General features: G+C 57.5%; 23 protein-coding genes, 9 pseudogenes and 1 other annotated feature. Of the genes and pseudogenes, 18 read left to right on the forward strand and 14 right to left on the reverse strand.

From position 1 onward, the window contains the following. Positions 1–180 precede the first annotated feature (180 nt). The 3 genes and pseudogenes from IPF76_RS00680 to IPF76_RS00690 form a co-directional block, all read left to right on the forward strand. The gene (locus tag IPF76_RS00680) at positions 181–1,230 is read left to right on the forward strand and encodes a TonB-dependent receptor plug domain-containing protein (protein ID WP_293838280.1); all 1,050 of its coding nucleotides are present in this window, start codon (positions 181–183) and stop codon (positions 1,228–1,230) included. A gap of 41 nt (positions 1,231–1,271) precedes the next feature. Continuing rightward, positions 1,272–2,270: a TonB-dependent receptor gene (locus IPF76_RS00685; RefSeq protein WP_293838283.1), complete on the forward strand. Its 999-nt coding sequence runs from the start codon at positions 1,272–1,274 to the stop codon at positions 2,268–2,270. Between the two features lie 178 nt (positions 2,271–2,448). Beyond that, positions 2,449–2,760: pseudogene (locus IPF76_RS00690) on the forward strand (IS481 family transposase); the annotation flags it as partial. Positions 2,761–2,779: 19 nt separating this feature from the next. Here the strand turns inward: IPF76_RS00690 and IPF76_RS00695 are convergent. From IPF76_RS00695 to IPF76_RS00710, 4 genes and pseudogenes are all read right to left on the reverse strand, one after another. Then, positions 2,780–3,040: pseudogene (locus IPF76_RS00695) on the reverse strand (transposase); the annotation flags it as partial. 56 nt (positions 3,041–3,096) lie between these two features. Further along, positions 3,097–3,239: pseudogene (locus tag IPF76_RS00700) on the reverse strand (conjugal transfer protein TraH); the annotation flags it as partial. A 17-nt stretch (positions 3,240–3,256) separates the two neighbouring features. After that, the gene (locus IPF76_RS00705) at positions 3,257–4,399 is read right to left on the reverse strand and encodes a CaiB/BaiF CoA-transferase family protein (RefSeq protein ID WP_293838286.1); all 1,143 of its coding nucleotides are present in this window, start codon (positions 4,397–4,399) and stop codon (positions 3,257–3,259) included. Positions 4,400–4,618: 219 nt separating this feature from the next. Beyond that, positions 4,619–5,175 (reverse strand): annotated as a pseudogene (locus IPF76_RS00710) (transposase); the annotation flags it as partial. Continuing rightward, positions 4,778–4,894, reverse strand: a sequence feature (AL1L pseudoknot). Its footprint overlaps the pseudogene before it by 117 nt. 52 nt (positions 5,176–5,227) lie before the next feature. Here IPF76_RS00710 and IPF76_RS00715 point away from each other — a divergent pair. After that, positions 5,228–5,434: pseudogene (locus tag IPF76_RS00715) on the forward strand (integrase core domain-containing protein); the annotation flags it as partial. A gap of 27 nt (positions 5,435–5,461) precedes the next feature. Next, a protein-coding gene (locus IPF76_RS00720; RefSeq protein WP_293838289.1) for an IS3 family transposase occupies positions 5,462–6,561 on the forward strand; the annotation gives its coding sequence in 2 pieces (ribosomal slippage) (positions 5,462–5,717 and positions 5,717–6,561; 1,101 coding nt in all). Positions 6,562–6,710: 149 nt separating this feature from the next. On the opposite strand, the gene IPF76_RS00725 is transcribed toward IPF76_RS00720, so the two are convergent. From IPF76_RS00725 to IPF76_RS00755, 7 genes are all read right to left on the reverse strand, one after another. Further along, a complete protein-coding gene (locus tag IPF76_RS00725; RefSeq protein ID WP_293838292.1) occupies positions 6,711–7,502 on the reverse strand; it encodes an SDR family NAD(P)-dependent oxidoreductase in 792 nt (263 codons plus the stop codon). A 51-nt stretch (positions 7,503–7,553) separates the two neighbouring features. Beyond that, positions 7,554–8,339, reverse strand: a complete 786-nt coding sequence (locus IPF76_RS00730) for an enoyl-CoA hydratase/isomerase family protein (protein ID WP_293838295.1) — start codon at positions 8,337–8,339, stop codon at positions 7,554–7,556. Positions 8,340–8,348: 9 nt separating this feature from the next. Beyond that, positions 8,349–9,491, reverse strand: coding sequence for an acyl-CoA dehydrogenase family protein (locus IPF76_RS00735; protein ID WP_293838298.1), 1,143 nt, complete (start codon positions 9,489–9,491; stop codon positions 8,349–8,351). 30 nt (positions 9,492–9,521) lie between these two features. Beyond that, complete coding sequence (locus IPF76_RS00740; RefSeq protein WP_293838301.1) at positions 9,522–11,081, reverse strand: long-chain fatty acid--CoA ligase; 1,560 nt, start codon at positions 11,079–11,081, stop codon at positions 9,522–9,524. Between the two features lie 126 nt (positions 11,082–11,207). Next, positions 11,208–12,041 (reverse strand): SDR family oxidoreductase, encoded by an 834-nt coding sequence (locus IPF76_RS00745; protein ID WP_293838304.1) that lies wholly within the window; start codon positions 12,039–12,041, stop codon positions 11,208–11,210. A gap of 28 nt (positions 12,042–12,069) precedes the next feature. After that, on the reverse strand, positions 12,070–12,489 hold the full coding sequence (locus tag IPF76_RS00750) for a MaoC/PaaZ C-terminal domain-containing protein (RefSeq protein ID WP_293838307.1): 420 nt from the start codon (positions 12,487–12,489) through the stop codon (positions 12,070–12,072). A 25-nt stretch (positions 12,490–12,514) separates the two neighbouring features. Beyond that, complete coding sequence (locus IPF76_RS00755) at positions 12,515–12,955, reverse strand: MaoC family dehydratase N-terminal domain-containing protein (RefSeq protein ID WP_293838310.1); 441 nt, start codon at positions 12,953–12,955, stop codon at positions 12,515–12,517. A 330-nt stretch (positions 12,956–13,285) separates the two neighbouring features. On the opposite strand from IPF76_RS00755, the gene IPF76_RS00760 reads away from it, so the two are divergent. Next, on the forward strand, positions 13,286–14,089 hold the full coding sequence (locus tag IPF76_RS00760) for an enoyl-CoA hydratase-related protein (protein ID WP_293838313.1): 804 nt from the start codon (positions 13,286–13,288) through the stop codon (positions 14,087–14,089). Here IPF76_RS00760 and IPF76_RS00765 read toward each other — a convergent pair. After that, a complete protein-coding gene (locus IPF76_RS00765) occupies positions 14,086–15,042 on the reverse strand; it encodes an IS481 family transposase (protein WP_293838316.1) in 957 nt (318 codons plus the stop codon). The two genes, IPF76_RS00760 and IPF76_RS00765, sit on opposite strands and share 4 nt — an antisense overlap. Before the next feature lie 268 nt (positions 15,043–15,310). On the opposite strand from IPF76_RS00765, the gene IPF76_RS00770 reads away from it, so the two are divergent. After that, positions 15,311–16,216 (forward strand): LysR family transcriptional regulator, encoded by a 906-nt coding sequence (locus tag IPF76_RS00770; protein WP_293838319.1) that lies wholly within the window; start codon positions 15,311–15,313, stop codon positions 16,214–16,216. Between the two features lie 134 nt (positions 16,217–16,350). Here the strand turns inward: IPF76_RS00770 and IPF76_RS00775 are convergent. Continuing rightward, positions 16,351–17,110, reverse strand: a pseudogene (locus IPF76_RS00775) (IS5 family transposase). Positions 17,111–17,353: 243 nt separating this feature from the next. On the opposite strand from IPF76_RS00775, the gene IPF76_RS00780 reads away from it, so the two are divergent. Then, entirely contained in the window at positions 17,354–18,544 is a 1,191-nt protein-coding gene (locus IPF76_RS00780) for a lipid-transfer protein (RefSeq protein ID WP_293838322.1), read from the forward strand. Positions 18,545–18,804: 260 nt separating this feature from the next. Here the strand turns inward: IPF76_RS00780 and IPF76_RS00785 are convergent. Next, positions 18,805–18,903: pseudogene (locus IPF76_RS00785) on the reverse strand (IS5/IS1182 family transposase); the annotation flags it as partial. A gap of 159 nt (positions 18,904–19,062) precedes the next feature. On the opposite strand from IPF76_RS00785, the pseudogene IPF76_RS00790 reads away from it, so the two are divergent. From IPF76_RS00790 to IPF76_RS00835, 10 genes and pseudogenes are all read left to right on the forward strand, one after another. After that, positions 19,063–19,206: pseudogene (locus tag IPF76_RS00790) on the forward strand (IS256 family transposase); the annotation flags it as partial. A 365-nt stretch (positions 19,207–19,571) separates the two neighbouring features. Continuing rightward, the gene (locus tag IPF76_RS00795) at positions 19,572–19,985 is read left to right on the forward strand and encodes a hypothetical protein (RefSeq protein ID WP_293838325.1); all 414 of its coding nucleotides are present in this window, start codon (positions 19,572–19,574) and stop codon (positions 19,983–19,985) included. A gap of 327 nt (positions 19,986–20,312) precedes the next feature. Next, entirely contained in the window at positions 20,313–20,939 is a 627-nt protein-coding gene (locus IPF76_RS00800; RefSeq protein WP_293838328.1) for a Crp/Fnr family transcriptional regulator, read from the forward strand. 115 nt (positions 20,940–21,054) lie between these two features. Continuing rightward, positions 21,055–22,137: a dienelactone hydrolase family protein gene (locus IPF76_RS00805; protein ID WP_293838331.1), complete on the forward strand. Its 1,083-nt coding sequence runs from the start codon at positions 21,055–21,057 to the stop codon at positions 22,135–22,137. 14 nt (positions 22,138–22,151) lie between these two features. Then, positions 22,152–23,279, forward strand: coding sequence for an alpha/beta fold hydrolase (locus IPF76_RS00810; RefSeq protein ID WP_293838334.1), 1,128 nt, complete (start codon positions 22,152–22,154; stop codon positions 23,277–23,279). A 48-nt stretch (positions 23,280–23,327) separates the two neighbouring features. Beyond that, positions 23,328–23,750 carry a hypothetical protein gene (locus IPF76_RS00815; RefSeq protein WP_293838337.1) on the forward strand — a complete coding sequence of 141 codons (423 nt, stop codon included), beginning with the start codon at positions 23,328–23,330 and terminating at the stop codon, positions 23,748–23,750. 25 nt (positions 23,751–23,775) lie between these two features. Next, positions 23,776–24,393, forward strand: coding sequence for a beta/gamma crystallin-related protein (locus tag IPF76_RS00820; protein WP_293838340.1), 618 nt, complete (start codon positions 23,776–23,778; stop codon positions 24,391–24,393). Between the two features lie 15 nt (positions 24,394–24,408). Next, complete coding sequence (locus IPF76_RS00825; protein WP_293838343.1) at positions 24,409–24,726, forward strand: MliC family protein; 318 nt, start codon at positions 24,409–24,411, stop codon at positions 24,724–24,726. A 169-nt stretch (positions 24,727–24,895) separates the two neighbouring features. Then, positions 24,896–25,271: pseudogene (locus tag IPF76_RS00830) on the forward strand (transposase); the annotation flags it as partial. Between the two features lie 44 nt (positions 25,272–25,315). Continuing rightward, on the forward strand, positions 25,316–25,852 hold the full coding sequence (locus tag IPF76_RS00835) for a hypothetical protein (protein WP_293838346.1): 537 nt from the start codon (positions 25,316–25,318) through the stop codon (positions 25,850–25,852). Positions 25,853–25,863 lie beyond the last annotated feature (11 nt).

Here is a 25,863-nt window from a genome sequence, read left to right on the forward strand (position 1 = left end):
GAAAAAAATGTTGGGGGAGAGATAAATCATGTCACGATATCTATTGCTGACGACGACCGCTGGGTTCCTGTTGCCGGGCACGGCGTTTGCCCAAGACACACAGGCACAGCGCGGCTCGATTTCGGCGGCATTTGAAAATGAAATTATCGTTACCGCAACCAAAAAGCCAATGGAGAGAATGTGCAGGATGCGGTGATCGCAATTACCGCATACGGCGCCGAACAGCTAGACGCGCTTCAGGTCCGCGACGTCTCAAGTCTGAGCTTTAAAATGCCCAACGTATCGCTGGACGATGTTGGAACGGTCAAGGGTGTAGCTAACTTTGCGGTTCGCGGTCTGGGCGTCAATTCGTCCATTCCCTCAATCGAGCCCGCCGTTGGCGTGTTTGTCGATGGCGTCTATCTCGGTATCAATGCCGGGGTCGTGTTCGACACGTTCGATCTCGGCGGCGTCGAGGTGTTGCGTGGCCCTCAGGGGATATTGTTCGGTCGGAATGTGACCGGCGGCGCAGTCTTGCTCAAGACCAGCGATCCCAAAAACGAGTTCGAGGCATCGGCAAAGTTTATTGCAGAATCCGGTTTGCGCGGAACCGGTGGCAACTATTACGCCATGGGAACGGTGACGGGTCCGTTGGTAAAGGACGTATTATCGGCGAAGCTTGCGATATACTACAACAAGGATGACGGCTGGTTCAAAAACTTTCTGCCAACCGGTGGTAGCGAAACATTTGGCAAATCAGACACCGCAATCATAAGGAGTGCGATCAAGTTCGCGCCCGATGGCGCCGGTGACTTCACCTTGAAGTTCGAGCATGGTGAGTCCGATGGCCAGGGCCCGGCAATGCAAAGTCATACGGGCGGGTCCGGGCTCGCTGGACGAATAGTTAATTTCGACCGCGAAAGTTTTGATTTTTCGATTGATGAACGAGGCTTCACGACATCCAAATGGAACCAGCTTAGCGCGACGTTAAATCTGGACGTCGGCTTCGGGGACGGCGTGATCACCAACGTATTTGGGTGGCGGGAATTTCGCCAGAATGCACGCATTGATGTTGACTCGACGCCAGCATTTCTGTTCCATACCGACGCCGGAATAGCTCAAGATCAGATCTCAAACGAGCTGCGATATGCTGGCCGTTTTGGTGAGATGATCGACATAACGACTGGTATCTATTATTTTTCGCAGAAACTTGAGTATGCCGAAGCGCGCGATCTGTTGGGGGTGCGCTGACGCAGCACGGCGGCGGTGTGCAAGATTCAAGGACTTTGGGCGTGTTTGCGCAGGCCGATTTTGATTTGACCGAAAAGTTTTCGATCAACGCAGGTGTTCGATACTCGAATGATAAGAAGCAGGTCAGAATTGCTTCGCTTGTCCGGAATATTAGACGCCCCTGCAATGTCATACAAAATACTTGTCCGATAGATTTTACCGGTTCGGTCGCAGCCTCGAACTGGTCACCAAAGATCGGCGCTGCTTATGAATTTAATGACAATGCGCGGGCCTATGTGCATTGGGCGCGCGCCTATCGCGCCGGCGGATTCAATTTGCGAAACACAGCGATCGATACCATCAATTTCGGACCGGGACCGTTTGAGGACGAACGTGTCGATTCCTTTGAGCTTGGGGTCAAAACCGAACCCATGCGCCGTTCGCGCTTGAATGTAGCAATCTTCTATAACCTGATCAATAATATGCAGCGTGAGGTTAACCTCACCGATCCATTCGCTGGCACCGTTCAGGTCATCAGAAATACTGCCGATGCGACCGTGTTTGGGTTTGAGATCGATGGCCAGACCGAAATCACAAGCGGTGTATTCCTAGAAGGCTCGCTCGGCTATTTAAAGGGCGAATACCAGAATGTTACTTTCGATCTCAACGGCGATGGCGCAATCAATGCCGCCGATGCCGACCTGAAAATTCCGCGTCTCGCAACTCTGACCGCAAATGTCGGACTGACCGTCGAGCAGGATACCAGTCTTGGCCAATTGTCAGCGCGAGTAAATTATTCGCACCGGGACAGAGTTGCATTTACCGACAATAATCTCGGCTTTTTGAATCCCGCCGATCGGATTGACGCCAGCCTTTCGCTTGCAGCGCCGACCGGCAATGTTGTGATAACAATATTCGGCAAGAACCTGACCAATGATGTCCAGCATGGTAGTGACACACAGCTTCCCGCGATGTTGGGCCCGGTCCCACTAGGGGAACAGCCTCCCCCCTTGTCGCGCGGACGGACCTTAGGGCTGGAATTGAAGCTCAAAATAAATTGACATAATCTCCATAACGCCTGGGATTGATCGCGCTATAGCGCGTCAATCCGGGCTTGGTGGCGGCGAAGTGTAACGGCAATAGTCCGCCTCCGGTCATCAATCTGTTCCCCGTCAGCATTTAGGTGTTTGATCCCACGGTTTAAGGTGCGATCCTTTCGTTAGAATGGAAGGCAGCAGTATGGGACAGGTACGTCACGGGAGCGCCACGACCACGCACACCGTCCGAGCAGCAATACAGCGATCGCAAGCTTCGCTCGCGACGCTGAGCCGAGAGTTGGGGATCAACCCCAAGACAGTGGCGAAGTGGCGCAAACGGGCGACGGTCGAGGATTTGAAGACCGGGCCGAAGGCCCTTCACTCCACAACCCTGACCGAAGCCGAAGAGGCGGCGGTCGTTGCGTTCCGGCGTCACATGCTGCTACCGCTGGATGACTGTCTCTATGCGCTGCAACCGTCGATTCCGCATCTGACGCGGTCGGCGCTGCATCGATTGTCCGTCGTCAGAACATTCGGCACAACTCGCGCCGCAAACGCGCGATCTCGGACGCTTGATCCGCTGGCGACCCGATCGCCGATACTGGCGGCTTCGCCGCCGGGCTTACGAGCATGTCGTTGCTATCCTGCAACTTGCGCTGCCAACGGCGCAGCATTGTTGGCATAATCCCGAGCTCAGCTGCCACTTCGGTCTGCATGCGACCGCTGGTCTCCCACAGCGCTACTGCCTCGCGCTTAAACTCATCCGTGAACCGACGCTTTGTCGTACTCGTCATCATACACCTCCTGGCTCCGCGGAGCCTATCATCGGTGTCCGTCAAATCGAGGGAAGATCATCATCCTTTGGCGAACATAAATGATCGTACCGATGAGCGTCATCACATATTCGGCAAGCTCCCGGTCGAATGTGCCATTCGGCGAAAAGAACGCCGAATTTTTGAGGATGGTCCATGTGTAGTTGCGCGGGATGGGTGCGTTGGTGCCAGAGACTTTTAGCTCCCGATAATTCCGGCGGCTTTTAGATTTGCGATCCGCTCGGACTGATAACCCATTGCGATGAGTATGGCTTCGGTATCTTCTCCTGCCTTACATGACATTCTAGGTGCTGCCGTCCCGGTTACACTAAAGCGCGGCGCCGGTGCTGGCTGGACTTTGCCATCGACTGTTAGGAAGGTTTCACGGGCTCGATTGTGCGGGTGCAGCGGCGCCTCGGCCAGCGACAATACAGGAGCAAAACAGGCATCGGTGCCTTCAAGAAGCGTACACCACTCGTCGCGGGTTCTGGTCTGGAACAATTTTTCTAGGCCAATTTGCATCGCCGGCCATTCCTTTGCGTCGAAATGATTGGCGGGCAATTGCGAAGCACCAGTCAGTTGAAGCAATTCATGGTAGAATTGCGGCTCTACCGGGCCGATCGCAATGAACTTGCCGTCGGCGGTTTCGTAGGTGTCGTAGAACGGCGCACCTGTATCGACCAGGTTTGCGCCGCGTTCGTCACGCCAGCGTCCCGCTCCATAGAGCGACCACGTCATGCTTGCGAGGACGGCAGCGCCATCAACCATCGCGCAATCGATCACCTGCCCTTTGCCGCTTGCCCGGGCATGCAGGATCGCGCTTACCATGCCAAAAGCGAGCATCATGCCCCCGCCCCCGAAATCGCCCACCACATTGGCGGGTGGCGTTGGCTTCTGGTCGGCGCGGCCATAAGTGTGAAGGTTGCCCGCAAGCGCGATATAGTTGATATCGTGTCCAGCCGCCTGCGCATAAGGGCCCTCTTGCCCCCAACCGGTCATCCGGCCGAAGACCAGGCGCGGATTCTCCTTCAGCAGGACATCCGGACCAAGGCCCAAGCGCTCCATCACACCTGGACGAAACCCCTCGATAAGACCATCGGCGTCGCGGCACAGACCCTGAACGATTGAGATGCCTTCGGGAGATTTCAGGTCGATCTTCATCGACCGGCGGGAGCGCGCCAATATGTCGGCGGTAACCGCGGGCGCGACGGCTAGTCCGTCGCCGGGCCGTTCGATGCGGATCACCTCCGCTCCGTGATCGGCAAGCATCATGCCGCAAAACGGTCCTGGCCCGATACTGGCGATCTCGATGATTCGCAATCCAGCCAACGATCCCGTCATGCACTCTCTCCCAGACTAAAAAAGAAAGACTGGGGCAGCCGCCGCCATTGTCCAAGTTCATTATTATCGCTGGCCATGCCTGAATGGAATGATATGCTAGGTGTTTGATCCCACGGTTTAATGGTGCGATCCTTTCGTTAGAATGGAAGGCAGCAGTATGGGACAGGTCCGTCACGGGAGCGCCACGACCACGCACGCCGTCCGAGCAGCAATACAGCGATCGCGGTTCATCTGTCGCCAGACCTTGCGCACCCCGTAAACGCCGAAGTTCTTGGCAAAGACGCGCAGCACCTCGGGCTTCAGATCGCGATCGCGCCGGGCACGATCTGATAGCCTTCCTGGATCTTGTCGCTGAGCGACACGCTCGTGGTAGGTGGATGGGGCGATCGGCAGAACCCGGCAGATCGGCTCGACCCCATAAACCTCACGATGCTCGTCAATGAAGGCAGTCATCTCCTGAACGGGCGGTCGAGCTCCGCCTGGGCAAAATATGCTGATGCCTTGCGCAAGATCTCGTTGGCCTGGCGCAACTCGCGGTTCTCGCGCTCAAGGGACTTGAGCCGGTCAGCCATCTCGGTCGGCACACCGGCGCGCTTGCCGCTATTGACCTCGACCTTCTTCACCCACTCATGAAGCGTCTGCGGAACGCAGCCGATCTTCGCTGCGATCGACACGATGGCTACCCACCGTGACGGATGATCGCCTTCGTGATCCAGGACCATCCGTACCGCACGTGCGCGGACCTCAGGTGCAAATTTGTTTGTTGTCTTACTCATCGCAGACCCTTCCTCTCAGGAGTTAGGGCCTCCGGCAATCCCGGGGCGCTTCAGCCTCGCCCATGCCAGGGTCGAGATCGCTGTCTGGGTGGATGATTACAACCGGGAGAGACCGCACTCATCCCTTGGCTACGCAACCCCGGCGGGGTTCGCCGCCGAACTGGATCAGCAATGGCCTGCTTCAACCGCGCTCATGCGCAACGAAGTGACCTGCACCCGGAATTCTGGACCGTTTCGAGCTGGAAAATTCCAGTTATGATCGGAGGGCCAGAATACGGAGGGTTTGATGAAGAGATCGAAGTTTTCGGAGGCGCAGATTGCTTTCGTGCTCAAGCAGGCGGACGATGGGACGTCGGTCGGCGAGGTGTGTCGCAAGGCCGGGATCAGCGAGGCGACGTACTACAACTGGCGCAAGAAATACGCTGGGCTGATGCCGTCGGAGATGAAGCGTCTGCGCCAGCTCGAGGACGAGAACGCCAAGCTCAAACGGCTGGTTGCGGATCTCAGTCTGGACAAGGCGATGTTGCAGGATGTCGTCTCGCGAAAGCTCTGAGGCCTGATCGGTGGCGCGAGCTGGTCGATAATGTTCGCAGCACATGGCAGGTCAGCATACGGCGAGCCTGCAGCGTGCTCCGGGCGGAACGATCCAGCTACCACTATCGTGGCAAGGGCACCGATCAGGCCGACCTCAAGCAACGGATCAAGGAGATCGCGGAGACGCGGGTACGGTACGGCTATCGCCGTATCCATGTCCTACTGCAGCGCGAAGGCTGGGCGATCAACGGCAAGCGAGTTTACCGGCTTTACAGGGAGATGGGTCTGCAACTGCGCAAGAAGGCGCCGAAGCGACGGGTAAAGGCAAAGCTGAGGGAAGGCCGCTGTGCGGCCTCCCGCGTCAATGATGTATGGGCCATGGACTTCGTCCATGACCAGTTGGCGACCGGTCCGAAGCTGCGTGTTCTGACGGTCGTGGATACGTTCAGCCGCTACTCGCCGGCGGTGGTTCCGCGGTTCCGCTTCCGCGCTCCGGATGTGGTGGAAGTACTGGAACGGGTCTGTGCCGAGGTCGGCTATCCAGCCTCGATCCGGGTTGATCAGGGCAGCGAGTTTATCTCCCGCGAGCTGGATCTGTGGGCCTACATGAAAGGAGTGACGCTCGACTTCTCGCGGCCTGGCAAGCCAACGGACAATGCGTTTATCGAGTCCTTCAACGGCAAGTTCCGGGCGGAATGTCTGAACCAGCATTGGTTCATGAGCCTGGATGACGCGGTCCGAAAATGCGAGGCTTGGCGTAGAGACTACAACGAAGTACGACCGCACAGCGCGATCGGCAACAAACCGCCGATATCGCTCATGTTGGCATCAGCGGTACATGGCCCGCCCTGATGCACGCACGCTGGAAGGCCGCCAGCCAAGTGGTCCAGCATCGGGGTGCAGGTCAGAAGCGGCTGGGCTCTAATCCCGGCTGGTGGAAACCAGGGGGTCATGTCAGTTGCCCCAATGCACTTCGCTAGTCTTACATTCAGTCACGGATATCATGTCGGATGCTTGGGAGCGACATGGGCTTCCCCCCATCCTCCAAAGGCTAGCCAGCCTCCATCTACAGGAAGGGTTGCGCCTGTGACATAAGCGGCGTTCTCGCTTGCGAGAAAGATCACCGCGTTTGCGACATCCTTCTCAGCGCCCAGGCGCCCCAGTGGGACGCGCGCTGTGATCTTGCTCCGCACTCCCGTGCCGTCTGTCATATGATCCAGCATCGGCGCGTCAATTACGCCAGGTGCGACGGCATTCACGCGAACGGAGTACCGGGCGAGCTCTGTCGCGAAAGTTTGAGTCAGCATGATAACTGCTGCCTTCGACACGCCATAAGCATGCGATGCAGGAAACCCGCGGACGCCCACAATCGATGCGATGTTGACGATTGCGCCCGCCCGTCGGGAAATCATATGTGGTGCAACGGCTCGACACATAAGGTAGGTTCCGCGCTGGTTGACGTCGATTACACGCTGCCATGCGTCGATGTCCTGTCGGACAACGGGAGCCACTTCACCTGCGATGCCCGCATTATTTACGAGAATGTCTATGCCGCGCCAGCTCTCTACCTGAGCCACAATATCGTCAACATCGCTAGTTCGGCTGACATCGCCTGGCACCGCAAGGCCTTTTGGTCCTACACGGGCAAGCGTCTCTGCCAACGCATCTTTGGTAACATCGTTAATCGCAACATACGCGCCAGCATCAACCAGAACTTCAACTATTTTCGCGCCTATGCCGCTGCCGCCACCTGTCACCAGTGCAGTTTTTCCAACCAAGCTTGCTTGTAACATTTCCCAATTTCCAATTGATTCCAGAAATATATCATGTCAAAATCTCTGCTATTAGCGCTTAACTAGAGATTTATCTCGATATTCGCGCACTCGCTGTTGATGATCGGCACCGATATTTGTGAGCGCTTCGTAGGCAAGCCCGACATCCATCATGGCGTGTGCGAACTGCTTGAGACCGATGTTGATGGTAACTTTGCTCCACCGGATAGCCTTGGTCGATCCCGCAACCAGTTCATCCGCGAATTCGTCCACTAGGGCATCGAGCGATTCCGCCGGGACGCTGTAGTTGATAAGGCCCATTTCAGCAGCCTTGGGCGCCGGCACCCTTTTGCCCGTCAGCAGATACTCCTTCGCACGGGCATAGCCGATCAACTGCGGCCAGATAACCGCGCCGCCATCGCCCGCTACCATACCGATCGATACATGGGGGTCAGACAGATAGCTAGTTTCGGCCGCAAAAATGATATCGCAGAATAGTGCGAGCGTTGCACCAAGACCAACCGCGGGACCATTGACCTTGGCAATGATCGGCTTATCGCAATCGAGGATCGAAAAGATGATACTTTTGGCTTCTACCATAGTCGTCTCGAAACTCTCGGGGTTGTCGATCGCATCCTGCATCCAGTCGATGTCTCCGCCCGCACAGAAGGCCCTGCCTGCTCCAGTAAGAACGATCACGTCTGAATCCGGGTCGGCATTCGCATCTGTAAAGACGTGCGCGAGTTCGGTATGCAATGCAGCATCGACTGCATTTAATACTTCGGGCCGCGCAATGGTCAGATAGAGAATGCGACCACGGCGATAGATATTTATGGATTTATAGCGTTGGGTGTCCATGTGGCTATCCTAGATTGAGCGACCAATGATTTCGCGCATGATCTCCGACGTCCCGCCATAGATGCGGGTGACGCGGGCATCGCGCCACATGCGCGCGATGGGCATTTCGTTCATATAGCCATGACCTCCGTGCAACTGGAGGCAGGCGTCCATCACCTCCCATTGCGTCTCGGTATGCCAAAGCTTGGCAGCGGACGCTTCTGCTGATGTCAGCTTGCCCTGTAGATGGCGAGAGAGCGCCCAGTCGATATGCGCCCATCCGACCTGCAGTTTCGTCCTCAGATCCGCCAAGGCGAAGCGGGTATTCTGCAAATCAAAAACAGTCTTTCCGAACGCCTTACGCTGCTTTACATAATCGACCGTGATGTCGAATGCCCGCTGGGCATTTGCTTGAACGCCGATCGAAACCGAAAGTCGCTCTTGGGGAAGCTGGCTCATCAGACAGGCAAAGCCGCGATTTTCCTCCCCGAGCAGGTTCGTAATCGGGACGCGAACATCCTCGAAAAAGAGCTCGGAGGTGTCTGACGACTTTTGTCCGATCTTGTCGAGGTTGCGGCCGCGCTTGAAACCTTCACGGGTTGCCTCGACAATCAGAAGCGATATGCCCTTGGCACCGCCTTCGGAATTCGTGCTCGCCGCGACGATGACGAAGTCGCAATGCTGTCCGTGGCTAATGAAGGTTTTCTGCCCTCGCAGAACATAATGGTCGCCCTCGCGCCGAGCGCTTGTGCGAATGCTTTGGAGGTCAGAACCCGTACCAGGTTCGGTCATTGCGATCGCAGCGATCGCTTCCCCGCGCGCCATTTGCGGTAGCCAGGCCTGCTTCTGTTCCTCGGTGCCGTAGCTCGTTAGATATTCGGCGATGATGTCGGACTGAAGCGGAAACGTAAGATTGCTCGCGGCATAAGAAATCTCTTCATTAACAACTGCATTGTAGCGAAAGTCGAGGCCCATGCCGCCATATTGCTCGGGCACGGAAGGGCAAAGCATCCCGGCATCTCCGAAGGTGCGCCAGATTGAACGAGGAACGATACCTTCGTCTTCAAATGAGTCGAGGTGCGGGACAATATCTCGGGCAAGGAGTCTGCGGACTTGATCGCGAAAGATGTCGAGTTCCGTATCGTAGAGGGGCCGGTCAGCCGTATCGAGCATGGATGAGGTACTTTCTAATCTTTGGAGTAATCAAGAAACCAGCCGGTCGCGGCCTTCCCAGTATTTCTTGCGCAGTTCGGTTTTCAGAACCTTGCCCGGGCCGGAGAGCGGTAACTCGATGACAAAGTCGAATGAGCGCGGACATTTATATCCTGCAATCAGCTGCTTGCAGTGCGCAAACAGATCTTCCCCGGTGGCAGTAACGTTGGGTTTGAAAATCACGAAAGCATGGACGCTCTCGCCCCACTTCGCGCTCGGAATGCCGATCACCGCAGAGGATTGGACTGCCGGGTGCTGCGCAAGTGCATTTTCGACTTCAGCCGAATAGACGTTCTCGCCGCCCGATACGATCATGTCCTTGATGCGATCAACCACATAGAGGAACCCCTCGTCGTCGAGATAGCCCGCATCGCCAGTGTGCATCCACCCTTCCCGAATGACCTCAGCGGTTTGTTCGGGCTTGTTCCAATAACCCAGCATCACGTTTGGCCCACGCACGATGATCTCGCCCTTTTCCCCACTGGGAAGCATATGCCCATCCGGATCGACGATCCGTATTTCGACACAAGCTCCAGCCCGCCCAGTTGCACCCATTTTGCCAAGCTTGCGGCCTTCGACTGTGTGATAGAAGGCCGGGAGAATAGTGGCGAGCGGCGACAGCTCCGTCATCCCGTACGCCTGTACGAAACGCGTTGAGGGAATGGCGGCGAGTGCACGTTCGATTACCGCCTCGGCAATAGCAGAGCCGCCATAAATAATATGCTTGAGGCTTGAGAGGTCGCGCCCCTCATGCATCGCTGGGTGATCAACTAGCATCTGTACCATCGTCGGAACCAGTACCATTTCGGTTACCCGCTCGTTCTCAATCGCGTCGATCACTGCCTCCGGCGAGAACGCAGGGATGACACAATGGGTATTGCCAAGTATCCAATGTGAACACCCAAGCGACAGGTCTGCCAGATGGAACATGGGCGCCACGTGCAGACAGTTGCCGGGGCGTGTGAACATATCCTCAGTCGTGGAGGCCAGAGCCGATACCATAAAATTGAGATGGCTGAGCATCACGCCCTTGGGCGCGCCGGTGGTGCCCCCGGTGTAGAATATACCAAACAGGTCGTTCCCCATCCGCCCTGCATCAGACACCGGATCGGTATCAGCAATCAACCTTTCGAAAGATAACATCCCCTCAGGTGCCGGACCATCCCCGGCGTGGATGAGGACCTTAACTGGGCTGTCGTCACCGCTCAATTCGGCAGCTAGGTGCTTGAAATTGTCATCGACTATCAGGATCTGTGAACCGGAATCCGTGAGAGAATAGCGAATTTCCACTGCGCTCCAGCGCAGGTTGCAGGGATTGATCACCCCTCCACCCCACGGCACTGCGACAACATATTCCCAGAAGCGATCGGAATTGAGGCCAAGCATCGCGATCCGGTCACCTGTTTTCATCCCTAGCGCCTGAAGAGCGCCCGCGAGACGGGCAATTCGATCAGCATGTTGCCGGAAACTCCTTCGTCTTTCCCCGAAAATCGTCGCAACGCGGTCGGGGTGTTGCTGGAGTGCGCGATGAAGCGGTTGGGTGAAGTTCATAGGCCAGTTCCATTTATGACAAGCAAGGAGCAACGTTGGCGCGCGTACGGTCTTGTGGATGGTGCCCGGCTTTGGGAAATTCGAGCAATGCGTGAAACGATCCATCTAGGGGGGGGGCGTCATGCCTCAGATCCCTGTCAAGCCACCCGAACACATCAGAACCTCTCCGCTAACGTAATCGCTTTCGGGAATGCAGAACAGGTATACCGCGCCGGCCGCCTCGTCGGGTGTACCGCTCCTGCCAAGCGGGATCGTATGTTCCATCATCGCCATAAGATCCGGATTGACCCCGATTTTAATTTCCCGCCCTTCGATATTGGCGGTTGCACCCTCGCCAGCCGCGGCCTCCGTCAGCCGGGTTTTGATTGAACCATAGGCAACGCAGTTGACCGTTGTGTTCATTCGCCCCCACTCTTTTGCGAGCGTCTTGGTAAGACCGGTAATCCCGGCCTTTGCGGTCGAATAATTTGTCTGCCCCGCGTTGCCGAACAGACCGGCGACCGACGAGATGTTGACGATCTTGCGAACATTGCGAATGTCGGCCTCGGCGTCTAACTTAGCCAAATTCCGGATCACCGGTTGGGCGGCACGCAGGATGCGGAATGGCGCGGTAAGATGCACGTCGATCATGGCGTACCATTGTTCGTCGGTCATTTTCTGGATGACCGAATCCCAAGTATAGCCGGCGTTGTTGACGATAATGTCGAGTCCCTTGAATTGCTCGGTCGCGGTGCTGATCAGCCGCTCGGCAAAGTCAGGAGCGCCCACGCTCCCGGCGCATACAACGGCTTCGCCACCCAAAGCTCGAATTTCTTCGATGGTTTCCAGGGCAGGAGCTTCGTCGAGGTCGTTGATGACTAGACGTGCGCCTTCGCTGGCGAGCTTGAGGGCGATTGAACGCCCGATCCCACGTCCCGAGCCTGTAACAATAGCGACTTTGCCTTCTACTTTCCGCGACATTCCCAATTCCTTCAATTCAAGTGTTTGTTTAGTCGAGAGCGACCAACGCTTCGCCGGCGATCTTCAATTGGCCGTGCTGATTCGCACTGAACAGCTCGATGCGCGCACAGCGCTCGCCGTCGAAATCGAGGATTTCGGCGACCTTGCCACTGACGGTAATGCGATTGCCGAGGTGGGTGATCCCGCTGAACCTCACATCGAACTTGCGGAGGCGATGTTGAGGTGCCCAACTAGTGAGCGCACGGCCCATCCAAGCCATGCCCAGCATGCCGTGAGCGAAAACGTCAGGCATCCCGGCTTTGCGAGCAAAATCGAGATCTATGTGGATCGGGTTGAGATCGCCCGATGCCGGACCGAACAGCGCCAATGTGGTGCGGTTGATTGGCGGCAGAACAAGTTCAGGCAGATTTAGCCCAACGACGACCTCGGCAAGGTTTTTTATTGTCATGACTTAGGTTCCCAATACCGGAGTTTCAGTTGCGCACCACGAGCACGGCGCGAAGCTCAGCGACCAGTTCGCCGGCCGCGTTGCGCGCTTCGGAAACCTTTTCGACGAATTCGAGCGCTCCGCCCTTCTTATCGTAAACGTCAGTCACGCGTGAGGTAACGGTGATTGTTTCCCCCGCGCAGACAGGTCTCTGATAAATAAAGCCCTGCTCACCATGCAGCAGGCGGGCGAGCGGGATCCCCATCGCGTCGAGCATCGCGCCTGTGGTATCGCTGTCCATTTCCGCAGCAAACAGAAAGGTTGGCGGCACGGGCAGATCGGCATAACCGGCCGCCTGTGCTGCACCGACATCAGTATATACCGGATCGACCTCGCCGATCGCTCGGGCGAAAGCGAGCAACCGACCTCGTTCGATCTCGATCGTCGAATGACCGATCTCGTAGCCGATCCAAGATTTATCAATCATCTGCCTGTTACCTTAATACATTTCAAAAGTAGTGATGACAAAGCCACCGCTGAAGTAGCGCAATCGCCGACACGACGTTCCCAACAGCATTCCAAGACGAAGTATCTCCTGTAATCTGGCGATTTTCGCCTTGATTTGCAGGGAAGGCTAATCGCGAACGTGATACTCTACCAGTTCAATTTGATGCTCTTGTATGCCTATATGGAATGGCTGTTGCCGGAATTGCGCTTGAACCCTGCGGTATAATTTCTGCATGTAGACTATCGAATCGGGTCAGATTTCCCGACAGCGTGGTCGGGCAAAGCCTGCCAGAAGTGGAGTGATGCTAACATGTCTGAAGACCCGGTTTTGTTCACCCAGCACGATGGCGTTGCCTGCCTCACGCTCAATGCGCCAGACATGCTAAACGCTATGAACAGGCGCGGATTCGAGCTGCTGATCGAGGCAATGGACCGGATTGATTCAGAGCCCGAAATTCGCGCCCTGATCTTGACGGGTGCTGGCAGCGCTTTCTGCTCGGGCGCATCGATCCAAAGCGACTTTTTCCTTGCTGATGATCCTGCCAAGCGACACTCGGCGACGAAAGAGATCATGGACAGTTGCGGCACCCCCTTAATGGAAAAGCTTGCCAAGCTCCGGGTACCGACTATCGCCGCCGTCAATGGTCCCGCTGGCGGGGGCGGCGTCGGGCTGGCGCTTGCCTGTGATCTTGTCATCGCCGCGCCTGCTGCCAAGTTTGTGCTGACGTTCACCCCCAAGCTCGGGATGATTCCCGATCTCGCCACAGTTTGGCAATTCGCGCGTTCGATTGGCCGGTCCAGAACCATTCGCGCTGCCTATCTAGGAACCCCGATTAGCGCCGAAGAAGCAGCGGATGTAGGGCTAATCTGGAAAGTGGTGCCCGGCGAAAGCCTTATGGAAGAAACTTGGTCGATTGCGCGGCAACTCGCCGATGGACCCACGCAAGCCTATTCGCGGGTCCGTCAGATCGTAGACGCGGCAACAATGTTATCGTTGCGCGAACAGGTTGAGCTCGAAGCGGAGATACAGCCTCGACTGATGGCCACCCAGGACATGGTAGAAGGCGCGCGGGCCTTTCTTGCAAAGCGCAAGCCCATCTTCAAAGGGCATTAGGCGTTTAGTCCCGGCATTTGGTGGATCGGATTGACGATGAATCGATCTGGTTCTGAAGTCCAGCATTTGCAGATATATTCGTAGGGAGTGAGGCCGCTGAGTGTCTTGAGCCGGCGTGCAAAGTTGTAGGTTGCGATGAAGTCGGCGAGGTGTACCCGTAACTGGTCGTGGCTTTCGTAGTGGAAGCGTTTGACGGTGGCTTCCTTGATGGTGCGGTTCATCCGCTCGACCTGCCCGTTGGTCCACGGATGGTTCGGTTTGGTGAGCCGGTGCTCGATGTCGTTTGCCCCGCAGATCATGTCGAAGCGCATCTGGCGCGACCAGGCGGTGTTCCGGTTGCGGGGCTGCTCGGCGAACTGAATGCCATTGTCGGTCAGGATAGTGTGGATGCGATAGGGTACGGCTTCGAGCAGGTGCTCGAGGAACTCCCAGGCCGTCTGCCTGTCAGCCTTGTCGACCAGCCGGGTGACCGCAAACTTACTCGTGCGATCAATGCCAACGAACATGGAGCTTGCCTTCGGCGGTCTGCACCTCGGCAATATCGATGTGAAAGAGCCGATGGGATAGCGCTTGAAGCGCTGGCGCTTCGGCTTGCCTCCCTCGATATCCGGCAAGCTGGATATGCCATGCCGCTGAAGACATCGATGCAGCGCCGACCACGTCAGATGCGGAATCGACGGTTGCAGCGCATAGAGACAGTCATCCAGCGGTAGCAGCGTGTGACGCCGGAACGCAACGACCGCCGCCTCTTCGGCTTCGGTCAGGGTTGTGGAGTGAAGGGCGTTCGGCCCGGTCTTCAAATCCTCGACCGTCGCCCGCTTGCGCCACTTCGCCACTGTCTTGGGGTTGATCCCCAACTCTCGGCTCAGCGTCGCGAGCGAAGCTTGCGATCGCTGTATTGCTGCTCGGACGGCGTGCGTGGTCGTGGCGCTCCCGTGACGGACCTGTCCCATACTGCTGCCTTCCATTCTAACGAAAGGATCGCACCATTAAACCGTGGGATCAAACACCTAAGATGTGAACCCATAAATGGGATCGAGAACTGGTGGGTTACCTGATTAAATGTCCCGTTGCGGGAAGAACACGAATCCCGCCGACTATCTTGCCATCGTTAAACTCATCGCAATCAGCATCTGATGTCAGCCACGATAAGTTGACACCCTATACCGCTCATTGAACTTTTTTCGTTGATTGCCACACTATTCCTACTAGTGATGGCACATGATCAATTTCGTTCGCCTTCGACACGTTGTTGCAGTGGATCGGGAAGGTTCCTTTTCGCGCGCAGCAGAAGCTCTCAACGTGACGCAGTCGGCCATAACGAAGAACGTGGCCGGGGTAGAGGACGAAGTGGGGCACCCACTGTTCGAGCGAAACGCGCGCGGCGCCACCGCAACACCGGAGGGCCGCGACTTTATTGACCGGGCCAGCAGAATCATAACTGAGATCGACCTGCTTGTAGCCGATGTCCGCAAGCAGCGTCGCGGCGAGCGACGGCTGCTGCGCATCGGGGTATGCCCACCTGCTATCGCACCGTTCCTCAGCAAGGCGCTAGCCGAACTGGTGAAGGATTTCCCAGATCTAAGCCTTCACCTTTCGGCCTTGACTTCTGAGCGAGCCCTGCGGTTTCTCAAGCGTGGCGATTTCGACGTCGTGGTCGGTCCTACCGAAATCTTCGAATACGATACACAATTGGAACGGGCCGATATCGGAGTTCTCAAGGCCTTCATGTTCGTGCGGAATGGCCACCCCCTTGCTGTTATGAAGAACGTATATGAGCAGGACCTGAAACAATTCCGGATTTTGGCGCCGGAACATTTTATATCATATTCAGGGGTCTACGACCGGCTTTATGTCGACACCGAGCACAGCCCGGCAGAAATGATCAGCGTAATTGATCACTTCCCTCTAGTCACCAGCATAGTGCGTAACAGCGACAGGATCGGGGTCGTCGGCGGAGGATACCATCGTTCTGAGCGGTTCAAGCGTCACTTCACGACACTTGACATCGACCTGTTCGAGCCGATGTCGGTCAGTTGCGCGACACTGCGCGTTCAACAATCCAAGCCAATCGTTGACAACCTGATTACATTGCTCGCCGCCACATGGGGCGAATCACCGATATGATGCGGAAGCAACGAGGCTGTAGTGAGTATGTAACGTCGGGCGTCGTTCCGCGTACTTAAGCGCCAGTAGATTTTGGAAGCGTTTTTGTACGCAGATGCATTCGGCGCTGACAAATTAGGGTCAGGACTCATTGATCACAGCCAGAACATGACGGTTGCGGCGAGGGCGACGGCGGAGAAGAAGGCCTTGGAGCACCTGTCATAGCTCGTTGCGACGCGGCGCCAGCCCTTGAGGCGGCCGAACATGATCTCATGCGGCCCCGGCTTTTGTAGCGGCGCTTATCGTATTTGATGGCCTTATTCCGGGATTTGCGTCCGGGGATGCAGGGGGTGATGCCCTTTTCCTGCAAAGCATCGCGGAACCAGTCGGCATCATAGCCGCGGTCGGCCAGCATCCATTGCGCTTTGGGCAGACTGTCGAGCAAATCTGCCGCGCCAGTGTAGTCGCTGACCTGGCCAGCGGTCATGAAGAAGCTGATCGGACGACCGTTCGCATCGGTCACAGCATGCAGTTTGGTGTTCATGCCGCCCTTTGTGCGACCGATCAGACGTCCCGGACCCCCTTTTTTACCCGTAGGCTGGACGCCGTGCGGTGCGCTTTGAGATAGGTGGCATCGATCATGATCGTCTTGCGGTCGGGAGCCTGGGGTGCGGCCAGACCTTCCATCATCCGAACGAAGATGCTCTTGTCGCTCCACCGCTTCCAGCGGTTGTAGAGCGTCTTTGCCGGGCCATATTCTCTCGGCGCATCGCGCCAACTGAGCCCATTTCGGTTGACGAAAATGATACCGCTCAGAACGCGACGGTCATCAACCCGCTGTCGGCCATGGCTCTTCGGGAAATAGGGCTGAAGACGCGCCATCTGCTCGTCCGTCAGCCAGAATAGATCACTCACATTCAGGCTCCTTGCGGTCGCCTGACTCACAATCGCTATCTCAAATCAATGGGTCCTGACCCTAGGGAGGCGAAAGTTGTCGCCAAATGATGAACTACACAGAAGTCCGTGGACGAAATGCCGCTGCGCGTGTGCGGACATTATTCCGTGTGAGAATAGTTCTGAACCATTTTGAACTGGACCAAGCACTGATGAGCGCCCGATAAGCCTCCGAGAGCAGCGAATTTACAGAAAGAAGCAAAAATGGCGAATTCTGAACGCGAAGTCCTTGTCGCCGGCGTCGGCATGGTTCCCTTCACCAAACCGGGCGCCGGTGCGACCTATGACGAAATGGGGCCGCAAGCGATCCGCCTTGCTCTCACCGACAGTGGCATCGATTATGCCGATGTCGAACAGGCTTATGCCGGCTATGTTTATGGCGATAGCTGCTGTGGCCAGCGTGTCGTATATCAGGTCGGACTGACCGGGATTCCCGTTTTTAACGTCAACAACAATTGCTCGACCGGCTCGACAGCGCTTTTTCTTGCGCGGCAGGCAATTGCAAGCGGCGCTGTGGAGTGTGCGATCGCTGTTGGTTTCGAACAGATGACGCCGGGCGCATTGGGTGCGATCTTTACCGACCGGCCCAGCCCCTTTATTGACTTTGACACCGCGACCAATGCGCTCGTCGATGTGGAACTGCCTCTGGCGCTCAAATATTTTGGTGGAGCGGGCCGTTCGCACATGCAGAAATATGGCACGACCATGCGCGATTTTGCGAAGATCCGCGCCAAAGCGAGCCGTCATGCTGTGAACAATCCGCTATCAGTCTTTCGCAAGGAGATGAGCGAAGAGGATGTACTTGGTGAGCAACTGATCTGGCCCGGCGTCATGACGCGCCCAATGGCCTGCCCGCCAACTTGCGGTGCGGCGGCCGCGATTCTCGTTTCACCCGAGTTCGCAAGGCGCAATGGCCTCGCGCCCGGCGTTCGCATCGCCGCACAAGCCATGGTATCGGATCAGTCCTCCACCTTTGATACCAGCGACATGATGCAAGTTGTCGGTTACGACATGACGGGACGCGCGGCAAAGCAAGTCTATGAAGTGGCCGGCATCGGCCCAGAAGACATCCGCGTTGTTGAGCTCCATGATTGCTTCGCTCAAAATGAGCTCATAACCTACGAGGGGCTTGGCCTTTGCCCTGTAGGCGGGGCACAGAAGTTCATCGCCGATGGCGACAACAGCTATGGCGGGCGGGTGGTCACAAACCCGTCAGGTGGACTTTTGTCCAAAGGACATCCACTGGGCGCGACCGGCCTTGCCCAATGCTATGAACTGATTCACCAACTGCGCGGCACCGCTGACGCACGGCAAGTCGATGGCGTACGCCATGCACTTCAGCACAATCTCGGCCTAGGCGGAGCGTGTGTCGTCACGCTTTACGAGAAGGTCTAACTGAGTGATGCTTGCCAGCCCTATCTTGACTGGCCGGTAACTGGCGGTTCCTCTCTGCGACCAGAAGTTTTCTGCTTTCCTTTCAGTTTGATCGAGACCTTGCCACAGTCAACGGGGAAGCTGTTATAACAGATATATAACACCACTCGTGTTCCTTCGGACGCTGCCTCAGCGATCTTGAAACAGAATGGCGAGATCAAATTCTTGCCTAATGTGAGTTAGCGAGCTCACCACTTAGTCGAGCTAAGGTCTGTGGACATTTAGCGTAGGGCGATTTTGATGGCGGCAAGGTTGATCATGGCGCGGTAGCTCTGATCTGTTTTTTCGTAGCGTGTGGCGATCCGCCGGAATGCTTTGAGAGGTCGTGTCCCGAGCGGTGGTGTAGCTTCTGCCGGTAGCGAAGCTGACCGGACACGCGCTAATCGAAAAAGCGCTGTAGTGTCCGGTCAGTTTCGCGGGTGGTCATCGGCGAACTTCGGTAAGCTTGTGTTGCAAAACTCAACTTACGGAGAACACCGATGACCAATGATCAGATGGACTTGAATGCGCTGGTTGGGAAGAGCGCCGATGGTGATTTTCTGCGCGACATGATCAGCTTTGCCGCGCAGCGCCTGATGGAACTGGAAGTGGGCGGCCTTAGCCCATTCGCCGATTTTGATAAAGCTTGCGACGATTTGGTTGATGTCGATCTGCCACTTGCGTTGCGCTATTTTGGCGGAGCAGGTCGAGAGCATATGGAAAAATACGGCACAACGATCAATGATTTTGCAATAATCCGTGCCAAGTCGAGCCGCCATACCGCAAAAAACCCTTTGTCGGTTTTTTGCAATGAAATAACAGAGGAAGAAGTGCTTGGCGCGCAGATGATATGGCCCGGCGTGATGACGCGACCAATGGCTTGCCCCCCCACCTGCGGCGGCGTGGCAGCTCTTTGGGTCTCGCGTTACGCCATGGTATAAGCGCCAAGGTCAAGATTGCGGCACAGGCAATGGTGAGCGATACTCCGTCCACGTTCTTGTCAAACAGTATGATCGAACTCGTCGGTGCCGACATGACCAAACGGGCCTCCCAGGCTGTTTATGAAGCTGCGGGTTTATGGCCGCGGGATATTGGGGTTGTCGAGTTGCACGATTGTTTCGCGCATAATGAGCTTATTACCTACGAAGGTCTTGGGCTGTGCGGCGAAGGAGAGGCATCGCGCTTCATCGCCGATGGCGACAATACCTATGGCGGACGGGTAGTTACCAATCCATCGGGCGGCCTGTTGTCAAAAGGACATCCGCTTGGCGCAACGGGACTCGCCCAATGCTACGAGCTCACTCACCAGCTGCGCGGAAGCGCCGAGGCGCGTCAGGTCAACGGTGTGCGCCATGGCCTCCAGCATAATCTGGGTCTTGGCGGCGCTTGTGTGGTGACTCTTTATGAGAAAGTCGATGCTTAGCCTATCCAGAGCCTCGAGCAGGTCTGTTTTTCAGACAAGTCGAGAATTTTGGGTACGGTGACCGATCATAACGTCAAGCAATGGTGGATCCAATCTGATGCAGGAGGGAAAATCTTCTTCCACGTCGACAGCGTTTATTCGGATGGACCAGTGAAGGAAAACCAGTACGCATCGCAAAGCTGTGGTGACAATCCAAGATTTTGTGCGATAACTCTCCGATAGCAATCCCAAGGCCGCCGAAGTGCAGACGTGAAACAGACTTGGCACCAGTCCCTGCTCACCAGTTCGTGGTCGCGGAATTTGCCGTGCGATGTTCAGTCCGAAATCATGGCCAGTGCAAGTTCGCACCGGCTTGACCAAGACGCCGAAATCATTCGTCAGGGTGAGCCCTTCTCGGGGCTGATCTGCCTGCTTTCTGGCGCGATGCACGTGATCGGCACCGCCCGGTGCGGAGACGAATTGCTGATCGGCGTGCTGCGACCGGGCGACTGGACCGGATTTCTCGCCGCTTTGGATCGCGGGAGTTACGCTTTCTCGGTGCGAGCGCTGGTCGAATGCCGCGTGGCTCGGCTAGATGCAGCTTCGACGCAGCGGATATTTGAAAGGGATCTGGAGAGGTTCAAACTGCTACTGGCGCCGGAACTGGCCGTATCGCGGGGAACATATCACTATTTCGTCGAGACTTCGTATCGGCCGCCGATGCTCCGGCTGGCGGAACGGATGATCGGGCTGGGACGCTGGCCCTATTCAGATGCGCCCGGAGAGGTTTCGCGGCTGGAGAAAATCTCCCAGACGGATCTTGCGAATGCCACGCGCCTGTCGCGCCAGACGATCAATGCGTGCCTCGGCAAACTGGGCGAACAGGGCGTAGTCAATGTGGGTTATCGCACGGTCGAGGTGATCGATCTGTATCGCCTCGGCTTGATTGCAACGGGTGACCTGCTGCTGGAATAATTCAGCGTCAACTGTCGTCTGACCGACAATTCCTTGGTCGATCAAGGCTATTGTGCGCAGTGGACGGGGAAATGACCTGGGAGAGGATCATCCGGCCGGAGTCTTTGGTGTCAGGATGAGCGCGCTTGCAGCACTTTCGGTATTCTTGGCTATAGTGAGCGGCGATGCGGAATCGCCCAGCACCGCTGTTGCTTCCACGCAGTCAAGCCCGCAGATCGAGGCCGCCGACCCCGAAGATTTCGCCGCCCGGTCAATTGTGCTGAACAACGGCGTGCGCGGGCGCATCATTTCGTTCAAGTCGCGCAACCCCTACCACTTTCGCGAATGGTTTAAAGGCGACCACGGCGCTGTGTCTGAACTGACGGGGCAGCTCTTCGTCCCTCCCGGCAATACAAAGCGGCCCCTGATCGTGGTCGTCCCCGGCAGCGGCAACATCGGCCCGCACCATCTTGAGCAAGCCAGATCGCTGGTGGACGAAGGCTTTGCTACCTTTGTCATCGATCCCTTTCGTGGCCGCGGCATCCATTCGACCGCAGCCGACCAAGGGCAACTGAGCTGGGCCGCAAGCGTTCATGACGTTTTCTCGGCGATCGACGCCGTTGCCGGCGACCCCGGGATTGACCCCAATAGGATCGGTCTGCTCGGCAGCAGCCGGGGAGGCTTTGCTGTCATCAGCGCCATGATGGCGCAGGTTGCCTCGCACAATGGCGGCAAGGGTTACACAATCGGCGCTGCCTTCGCGGGCTACCCTTGGTGCGGCTTGCAGTTCTGGCGCCCGCGATTGCTGCCCGGCACCAGTCTGGAGATATTGGCCGGCAACCGCGATGACTGGGTGTCCGTCCAGCAATGCCAGGATCTCGTCCATGCCCTTGCACAGGATGGCGGCTCGGCGCGGATCAAACTCCTCGATGGCGCCGGCCATGCCTTCGACCGTGCTGGCCTGCCCCCGACAAGGCTGCCCGATATCTCACGCACCAGCAGCTATCCGACTGTCTACATGGATGATGACGGCAACTTCATGGACCCGGGCACAGGCGCGATCGATCCGGAGATGACGGCCGATTTCTTCCTCAAACAAGTCGTTACAGGCGGCTTCATTGAACACGGCGTGACCATCGGCTCAAGAGCGGGCGAAGCCGAAACATACATGGCAGAAATGCTGCGGTTCTTTCGCCGCGAGCTTGGCGACACACTTTAGGCAGGGAGATTGTCATGCGATTGCTGATCTGCTTGGCGGGCGCGCTGTCTATCCTTGTCCCGAGCCACGGTGCAGTCATCGCCGCGCAGGAGCCGGGCGCGATCCTCGCTCAGGAGCCAATGCCGGATGCCCCGGCGGGCATGATGGCCTGGCGTATCCGCTACATGACCGGCGGGCGCGATGGGGTCGCAAGTCAGGAAGCGACCGCGGCGATCATGGCGCCCTCAGATACCGCCGATCGTGCGCCTCGCGGGGTCGTGGCATGGACGCACGGCACCTGGGGCGTCGCCAGCAAATGCGCGCCTTCGCAAGGCCCGCGATTCTTCGAGGCGACCCCAGCCGTCAGTGCAGTCATGATGGGCTATGTCGTGGTCGCACCCGATTATCCCGGCCTTGGCACCGATAGTGTGCACCCCTACCTGATCGGACAGCCAACGGGGCAATCGGTGATCGACGCGGTCCGCGCCGCACGCGCCATGCCAGCCCTCAACGCTGGTCGGCGCTACGTCGTGTGGGGCGAGAGCCAGGGCGGTCACGCCGCACTTTGGACGGCGATGACTGCTTCGACCGCACCGGAGCTTGAGCTTATCGGTGTGGCGGCCGGCGCGCCGCCGACCGATCTTGCCGCCAATTTCCGCGAGGCAAGCGATCCTAATGCCCGCGCCTACCTAACCGCGCTGACCGCCGACAGCTGGTCGCGATACTTCGATACGCCGCTGGATATCGGCAAGCGCCGGACGCCCGGGATCATCCGCAAGCTGGCGAGCAATTGCATCTCGTCGACTGCGATGCCGCGTCTGGGCGCGCTGGTCGGAATGATCGCGCTGCGCAGCGACCTGAAGAACGACGATTTCGCCGCGCGCAAGCCGTGGTCGCGGATCATGGCCGCAAATTCCGTGAGCCCGAGTTTCTCAGTGCCGCTGTTGCTGGCACAAACCCGCGAAGATCCCCTGGTATCGCCCCAGGTGACGCGAACCTTTGCGCGCAAGGCGTGCCTGCGGGGACTCAAGGTGCGATGGATCGACTTGCCGGGCAAGGATCACGCCACCACCGCCAGCCAGAGCGCTTTTGCCACACTGCAATGGATAGAAGACCGCTTCGGCGGCGCGCCCGCACCCGATGATTGCGGCGCCCTTCGTTAGTCTGCAACTCGCGACCCCCACCCGCAATCTTTCAAGGAGTAGATACCGATGAACAACCGCTTTCCGATTGCCACTGCACTGGCGCTTGCTGGCCTCGTCGCCGCTTGCGCCCCGGCTGCGCAGAACGATGCTGATGCAAATGAGGCCGTTGCCTCAGCTCCTCCAGCCACCGCCGCCCCCGCCGCCACTATGAACCACGCCGAATGGGCCGGAAAGTGGATCGGCGTTGAAGGCATGTTTGTCGAAATCACGCCAACCAAAAATGGCGGCTATTCGCTCACCATGCAGTCGGATCTCGACACCGTGGGGACTTACATCGGCACGGACGCCGAGGGCGGCATCGCCTTTGAACGCGGCGGCCAGCAGCTACTGCTCAAGGCATCGACGGGCGACCAGACGGGTCTCAAATACCTCGCCGGCAAATCGAACTGCCTGATGGTCGCCGAGAGTGAAGCTTACTGCCGCGATTAAGCTGCACACGAAGGAGAATGCGAAGATGAACGCGATTGCAAACCGTGCGGCATTGGCTGCAATGCCGCTTCTGGCCGCAGCAGCTCTTCTGAGTGCCGATGCCGGGCTGGCACAAGACGACAAGATGGCCCGCCCGGGAGGCGAAGCGACGATCTACCGCGATGCCGACTACCGCGGCCCCGCTGTGTTCGTGGGCGAAGCGAAACCCGACCTCGGCCTCGCATGGCCGGTCAATTCGATCCGCGTCAAAAGCGGCACTTGGGAGCTGTGCGAGCGTCCCAATTTCCAAGGCACTTGCCGCAACTATGATCGCAACACCCCGGTGATGCTTTCGCGTTCGAGCGGGCTGACGATCCAGTCGATGCGTCCATCCGTGTCGGGCGGAGGCAGCAGTTTTATCGGTGTAGAGGCACGCGATCAGGTCACGACCGGCGCCTTCGCCGAGTTCCACACCGAACCTGCCGTAAGAGGATATCGCATCCCGGCCTGCCCGCTGGGCCGCGTCACGGCCAATTGCGCTGCGAGGACCGCCGACAATTATTGCAGGACAATCGGTTGGAACGGCTCGGCGCGCGAGCACATGCAGACCGTTGGCCGGGTAGCGTTCCTGGCAGACGTGCTTTGCGTCAAATCGAACTACTAAAGAGGGGTCAACCAAATGCGCATTTTCACCACAACATTCGCCGCGATCGCCGCGACTCTGCTTTCCGGCTGCATGACCACGCAGCCGGCGAATCTTGGCACCACCTATGAATGCGATCGCGGCACGCGGCTGCAGGTGAGCTACCTGCGAGAAGGCGCGCTTGTCCGCATCAACGGCGCGCGCGCCATCCCCTTCCGCGAAACGCCGAGCAACGCCGGAAGCGTCTATGAAAGCGCGGGCAACCGGCTAGCGAGAAATGGAAACACCGTGACCTGGAACACCGCTGCCCGTTCGGCCCCGGAAACCTGCCGCGTCATTAACACGATCCAGTGAGGTTTCAGGGGCATCCCTGCCTGCCTTCGGGCACGAGAGCGGCAATTGAACGAGGCACAATTGCCGCTCTCATACTGGAACTCGACATCTTAACCCCGCGTGATGCTGATCTGCCCCCTTCTGAGTGGTCCGAAACTGATGATATTTTGGATGACGAAGGAGATTTGGAATGCCGAGCAAGAAGAATCGCCCGGAAGAGATAAGCTGCGTGAAGCGGAGGTTGTGCTGGTGCAGGGCGCCACGATTGCGGAGGCGTGTCGCCGGATCGCGATCAGCGAACAGACCTATTATCGTTAGTGCAAGTAATATGGCGGCCTGAAGACCGATCAGGCGCGTCGGATGAAGGATCTGGAGAAGGCGAATGTGCGGCTTCGCCGCGCGATCTCGGACCTGACGCTCGACAAGCTGATCCTGCAGGAGGCCGCCCGGGGAAACTTCTGAGCCCCGCGCGCCGACGGCGTTGTATCGATCATATCAATACGGTGATGCCGGTGTCCGAGCGGCGGCTCTGCCGTGTGCTTGGGCAATATCGAACAACGCAGCGCACCCCACAGATTTTGTCCGCAGTGAAAAGGACCAGAAGAAGCGGATGGAGAAACTCGTCAAACTCAACGCCGAGCATTTCGCGCGAACCGCCAAGGTCACCGACGACGAGTTCGAGGTGGTGACCAGTATCACCTCGGCAAACGGCTTTAACGAAAAGGGCAGCTTCTCGGCCCGCGTCCGCTCGGGCAATTTCGTGCGTGCCCTTGTCGCCAAGCCGACAGGGGTCATGCGCTGGCAGATTTATCAGTCGGTGACATACAGCGGCGAGTGGCGCCGGTTCACATCGGCCAATATGAACATCGGTGATCGCCTGGTATCGCGTGAGCTTGAGGTTATATCGCGCGACATCATCACGTGCGACTATGGACTATGCGTCTATCGCGAAATCGTCGCCATCACTCTCGAAGGGTCGGAAGCACAGGCACTAACGGCATCGACCAATACGGCGCCGGGTGCCGTTTTATCCTTCAGGCTAAAGGCGCAAAGCGGGATCGACTGGGACGATGATATACCGCTTGCGGAATTGGCCGGCATCGCACGCGTGGTAGCAGATTATCGGCAGAAGGCCGGCATCAAATAGGCGCGCATGCT

The organism is Sphingopyxis sp., from assembly GCF_016704835.1.
In the GTDB taxonomy this organism is placed as follows: domain Bacteria; phylum Pseudomonadota; class Alphaproteobacteria; order Sphingomonadales; family Sphingomonadaceae; genus Sphingopyxis.

Bases quoted from the DNA above. Each gene is read 5' to 3' on its own strand.
- IPF76_RS00705 (WP_293838286.1), bottom strand. From the start codon at position 4,399: ATGACGGGATCGTTGGCTGGATTGCGAATCATCGAGATCGCCAGTATC.
- IPF76_RS00725 (WP_293838292.1), bottom strand. From the start codon at position 7,502: ATGTTACAAGCAAGCTTGGTTGGAAAAACTGCACTGGTGACAGGTGGC.
- IPF76_RS00730 (WP_293838295.1), bottom strand. From the start codon at position 8,339: ATGGACACCCAACGCTATAAATCCATAAATATCTATCGCCGTGGTCGC.
- IPF76_RS00735 (WP_293838298.1), bottom strand. From the start codon at position 9,491: ATGCTCGATACGGCTGACCGGCCCCTCTACGATACGGAACTCGACATC.
- IPF76_RS00740 (WP_293838301.1), bottom strand. From the start codon at position 11,081: ATGAACTTCACCCAACCGCTTCATCGCGCACTCCAGCAACACCCCGAC.
- IPF76_RS00745 (WP_293838304.1), bottom strand. From the start codon at position 12,041: ATGTCGCGGAAAGTAGAAGGCAAAGTCGCTATTGTTACAGGCTCGGGA.
- IPF76_RS00750 (WP_293838307.1), bottom strand. From the start codon at position 12,489: ATGACAATAAAAAACCTTGCCGAGGTCGTCGTTGGGCTAAATCTGCCT.
- IPF76_RS00755 (WP_293838310.1), bottom strand. From the start codon at position 12,955: ATGATTGATAAATCTTGGATCGGCTACGAGATCGGTCATTCGACGATC.
- IPF76_RS00760 (WP_293838313.1), top strand. From the start codon at position 13,286: ATGTCTGAAGACCCGGTTTTGTTCACCCAGCACGATGGCGTTGCCTGC.
- IPF76_RS00765 (WP_293838316.1), bottom strand. From the start codon at position 15,042: ATGGGACAGGTCCGTCACGGGAGCGCCACGACCACGCACGCCGTCCGA.
- IPF76_RS00770 (WP_293838319.1), top strand. From the start codon at position 15,311: ATGATCAATTTCGTTCGCCTTCGACACGTTGTTGCAGTGGATCGGGAA.
- IPF76_RS00780 (WP_293838322.1), top strand. From the start codon at position 17,354: ATGGCGAATTCTGAACGCGAAGTCCTTGTCGCCGGCGTCGGCATGGTT.
- IPF76_RS00795 (WP_293838325.1), top strand. From the start codon at position 19,572: ATGATCGAACTCGTCGGTGCCGACATGACCAAACGGGCCTCCCAGGCT.
- IPF76_RS00800 (WP_293838328.1), top strand. From the start codon at position 20,313: ATGGCCAGTGCAAGTTCGCACCGGCTTGACCAAGACGCCGAAATCATT.
- IPF76_RS00805 (WP_293838331.1), top strand. From the start codon at position 21,055: ATGAGCGCGCTTGCAGCACTTTCGGTATTCTTGGCTATAGTGAGCGGC.
- IPF76_RS00810 (WP_293838334.1), top strand. From the start codon at position 22,152: ATGCGATTGCTGATCTGCTTGGCGGGCGCGCTGTCTATCCTTGTCCCG.
- IPF76_RS00815 (WP_293838337.1), top strand. From the start codon at position 23,328: ATGAACAACCGCTTTCCGATTGCCACTGCACTGGCGCTTGCTGGCCTC.
- IPF76_RS00820 (WP_293838340.1), top strand. From the start codon at position 23,776: ATGAACGCGATTGCAAACCGTGCGGCATTGGCTGCAATGCCGCTTCTG.
- IPF76_RS00825 (WP_293838343.1), top strand. From the start codon at position 24,409: ATGCGCATTTTCACCACAACATTCGCCGCGATCGCCGCGACTCTGCTT.
- IPF76_RS00835 (WP_293838346.1), top strand. From the start codon at position 25,316: ATGGAGAAACTCGTCAAACTCAACGCCGAGCATTTCGCGCGAACCGCC.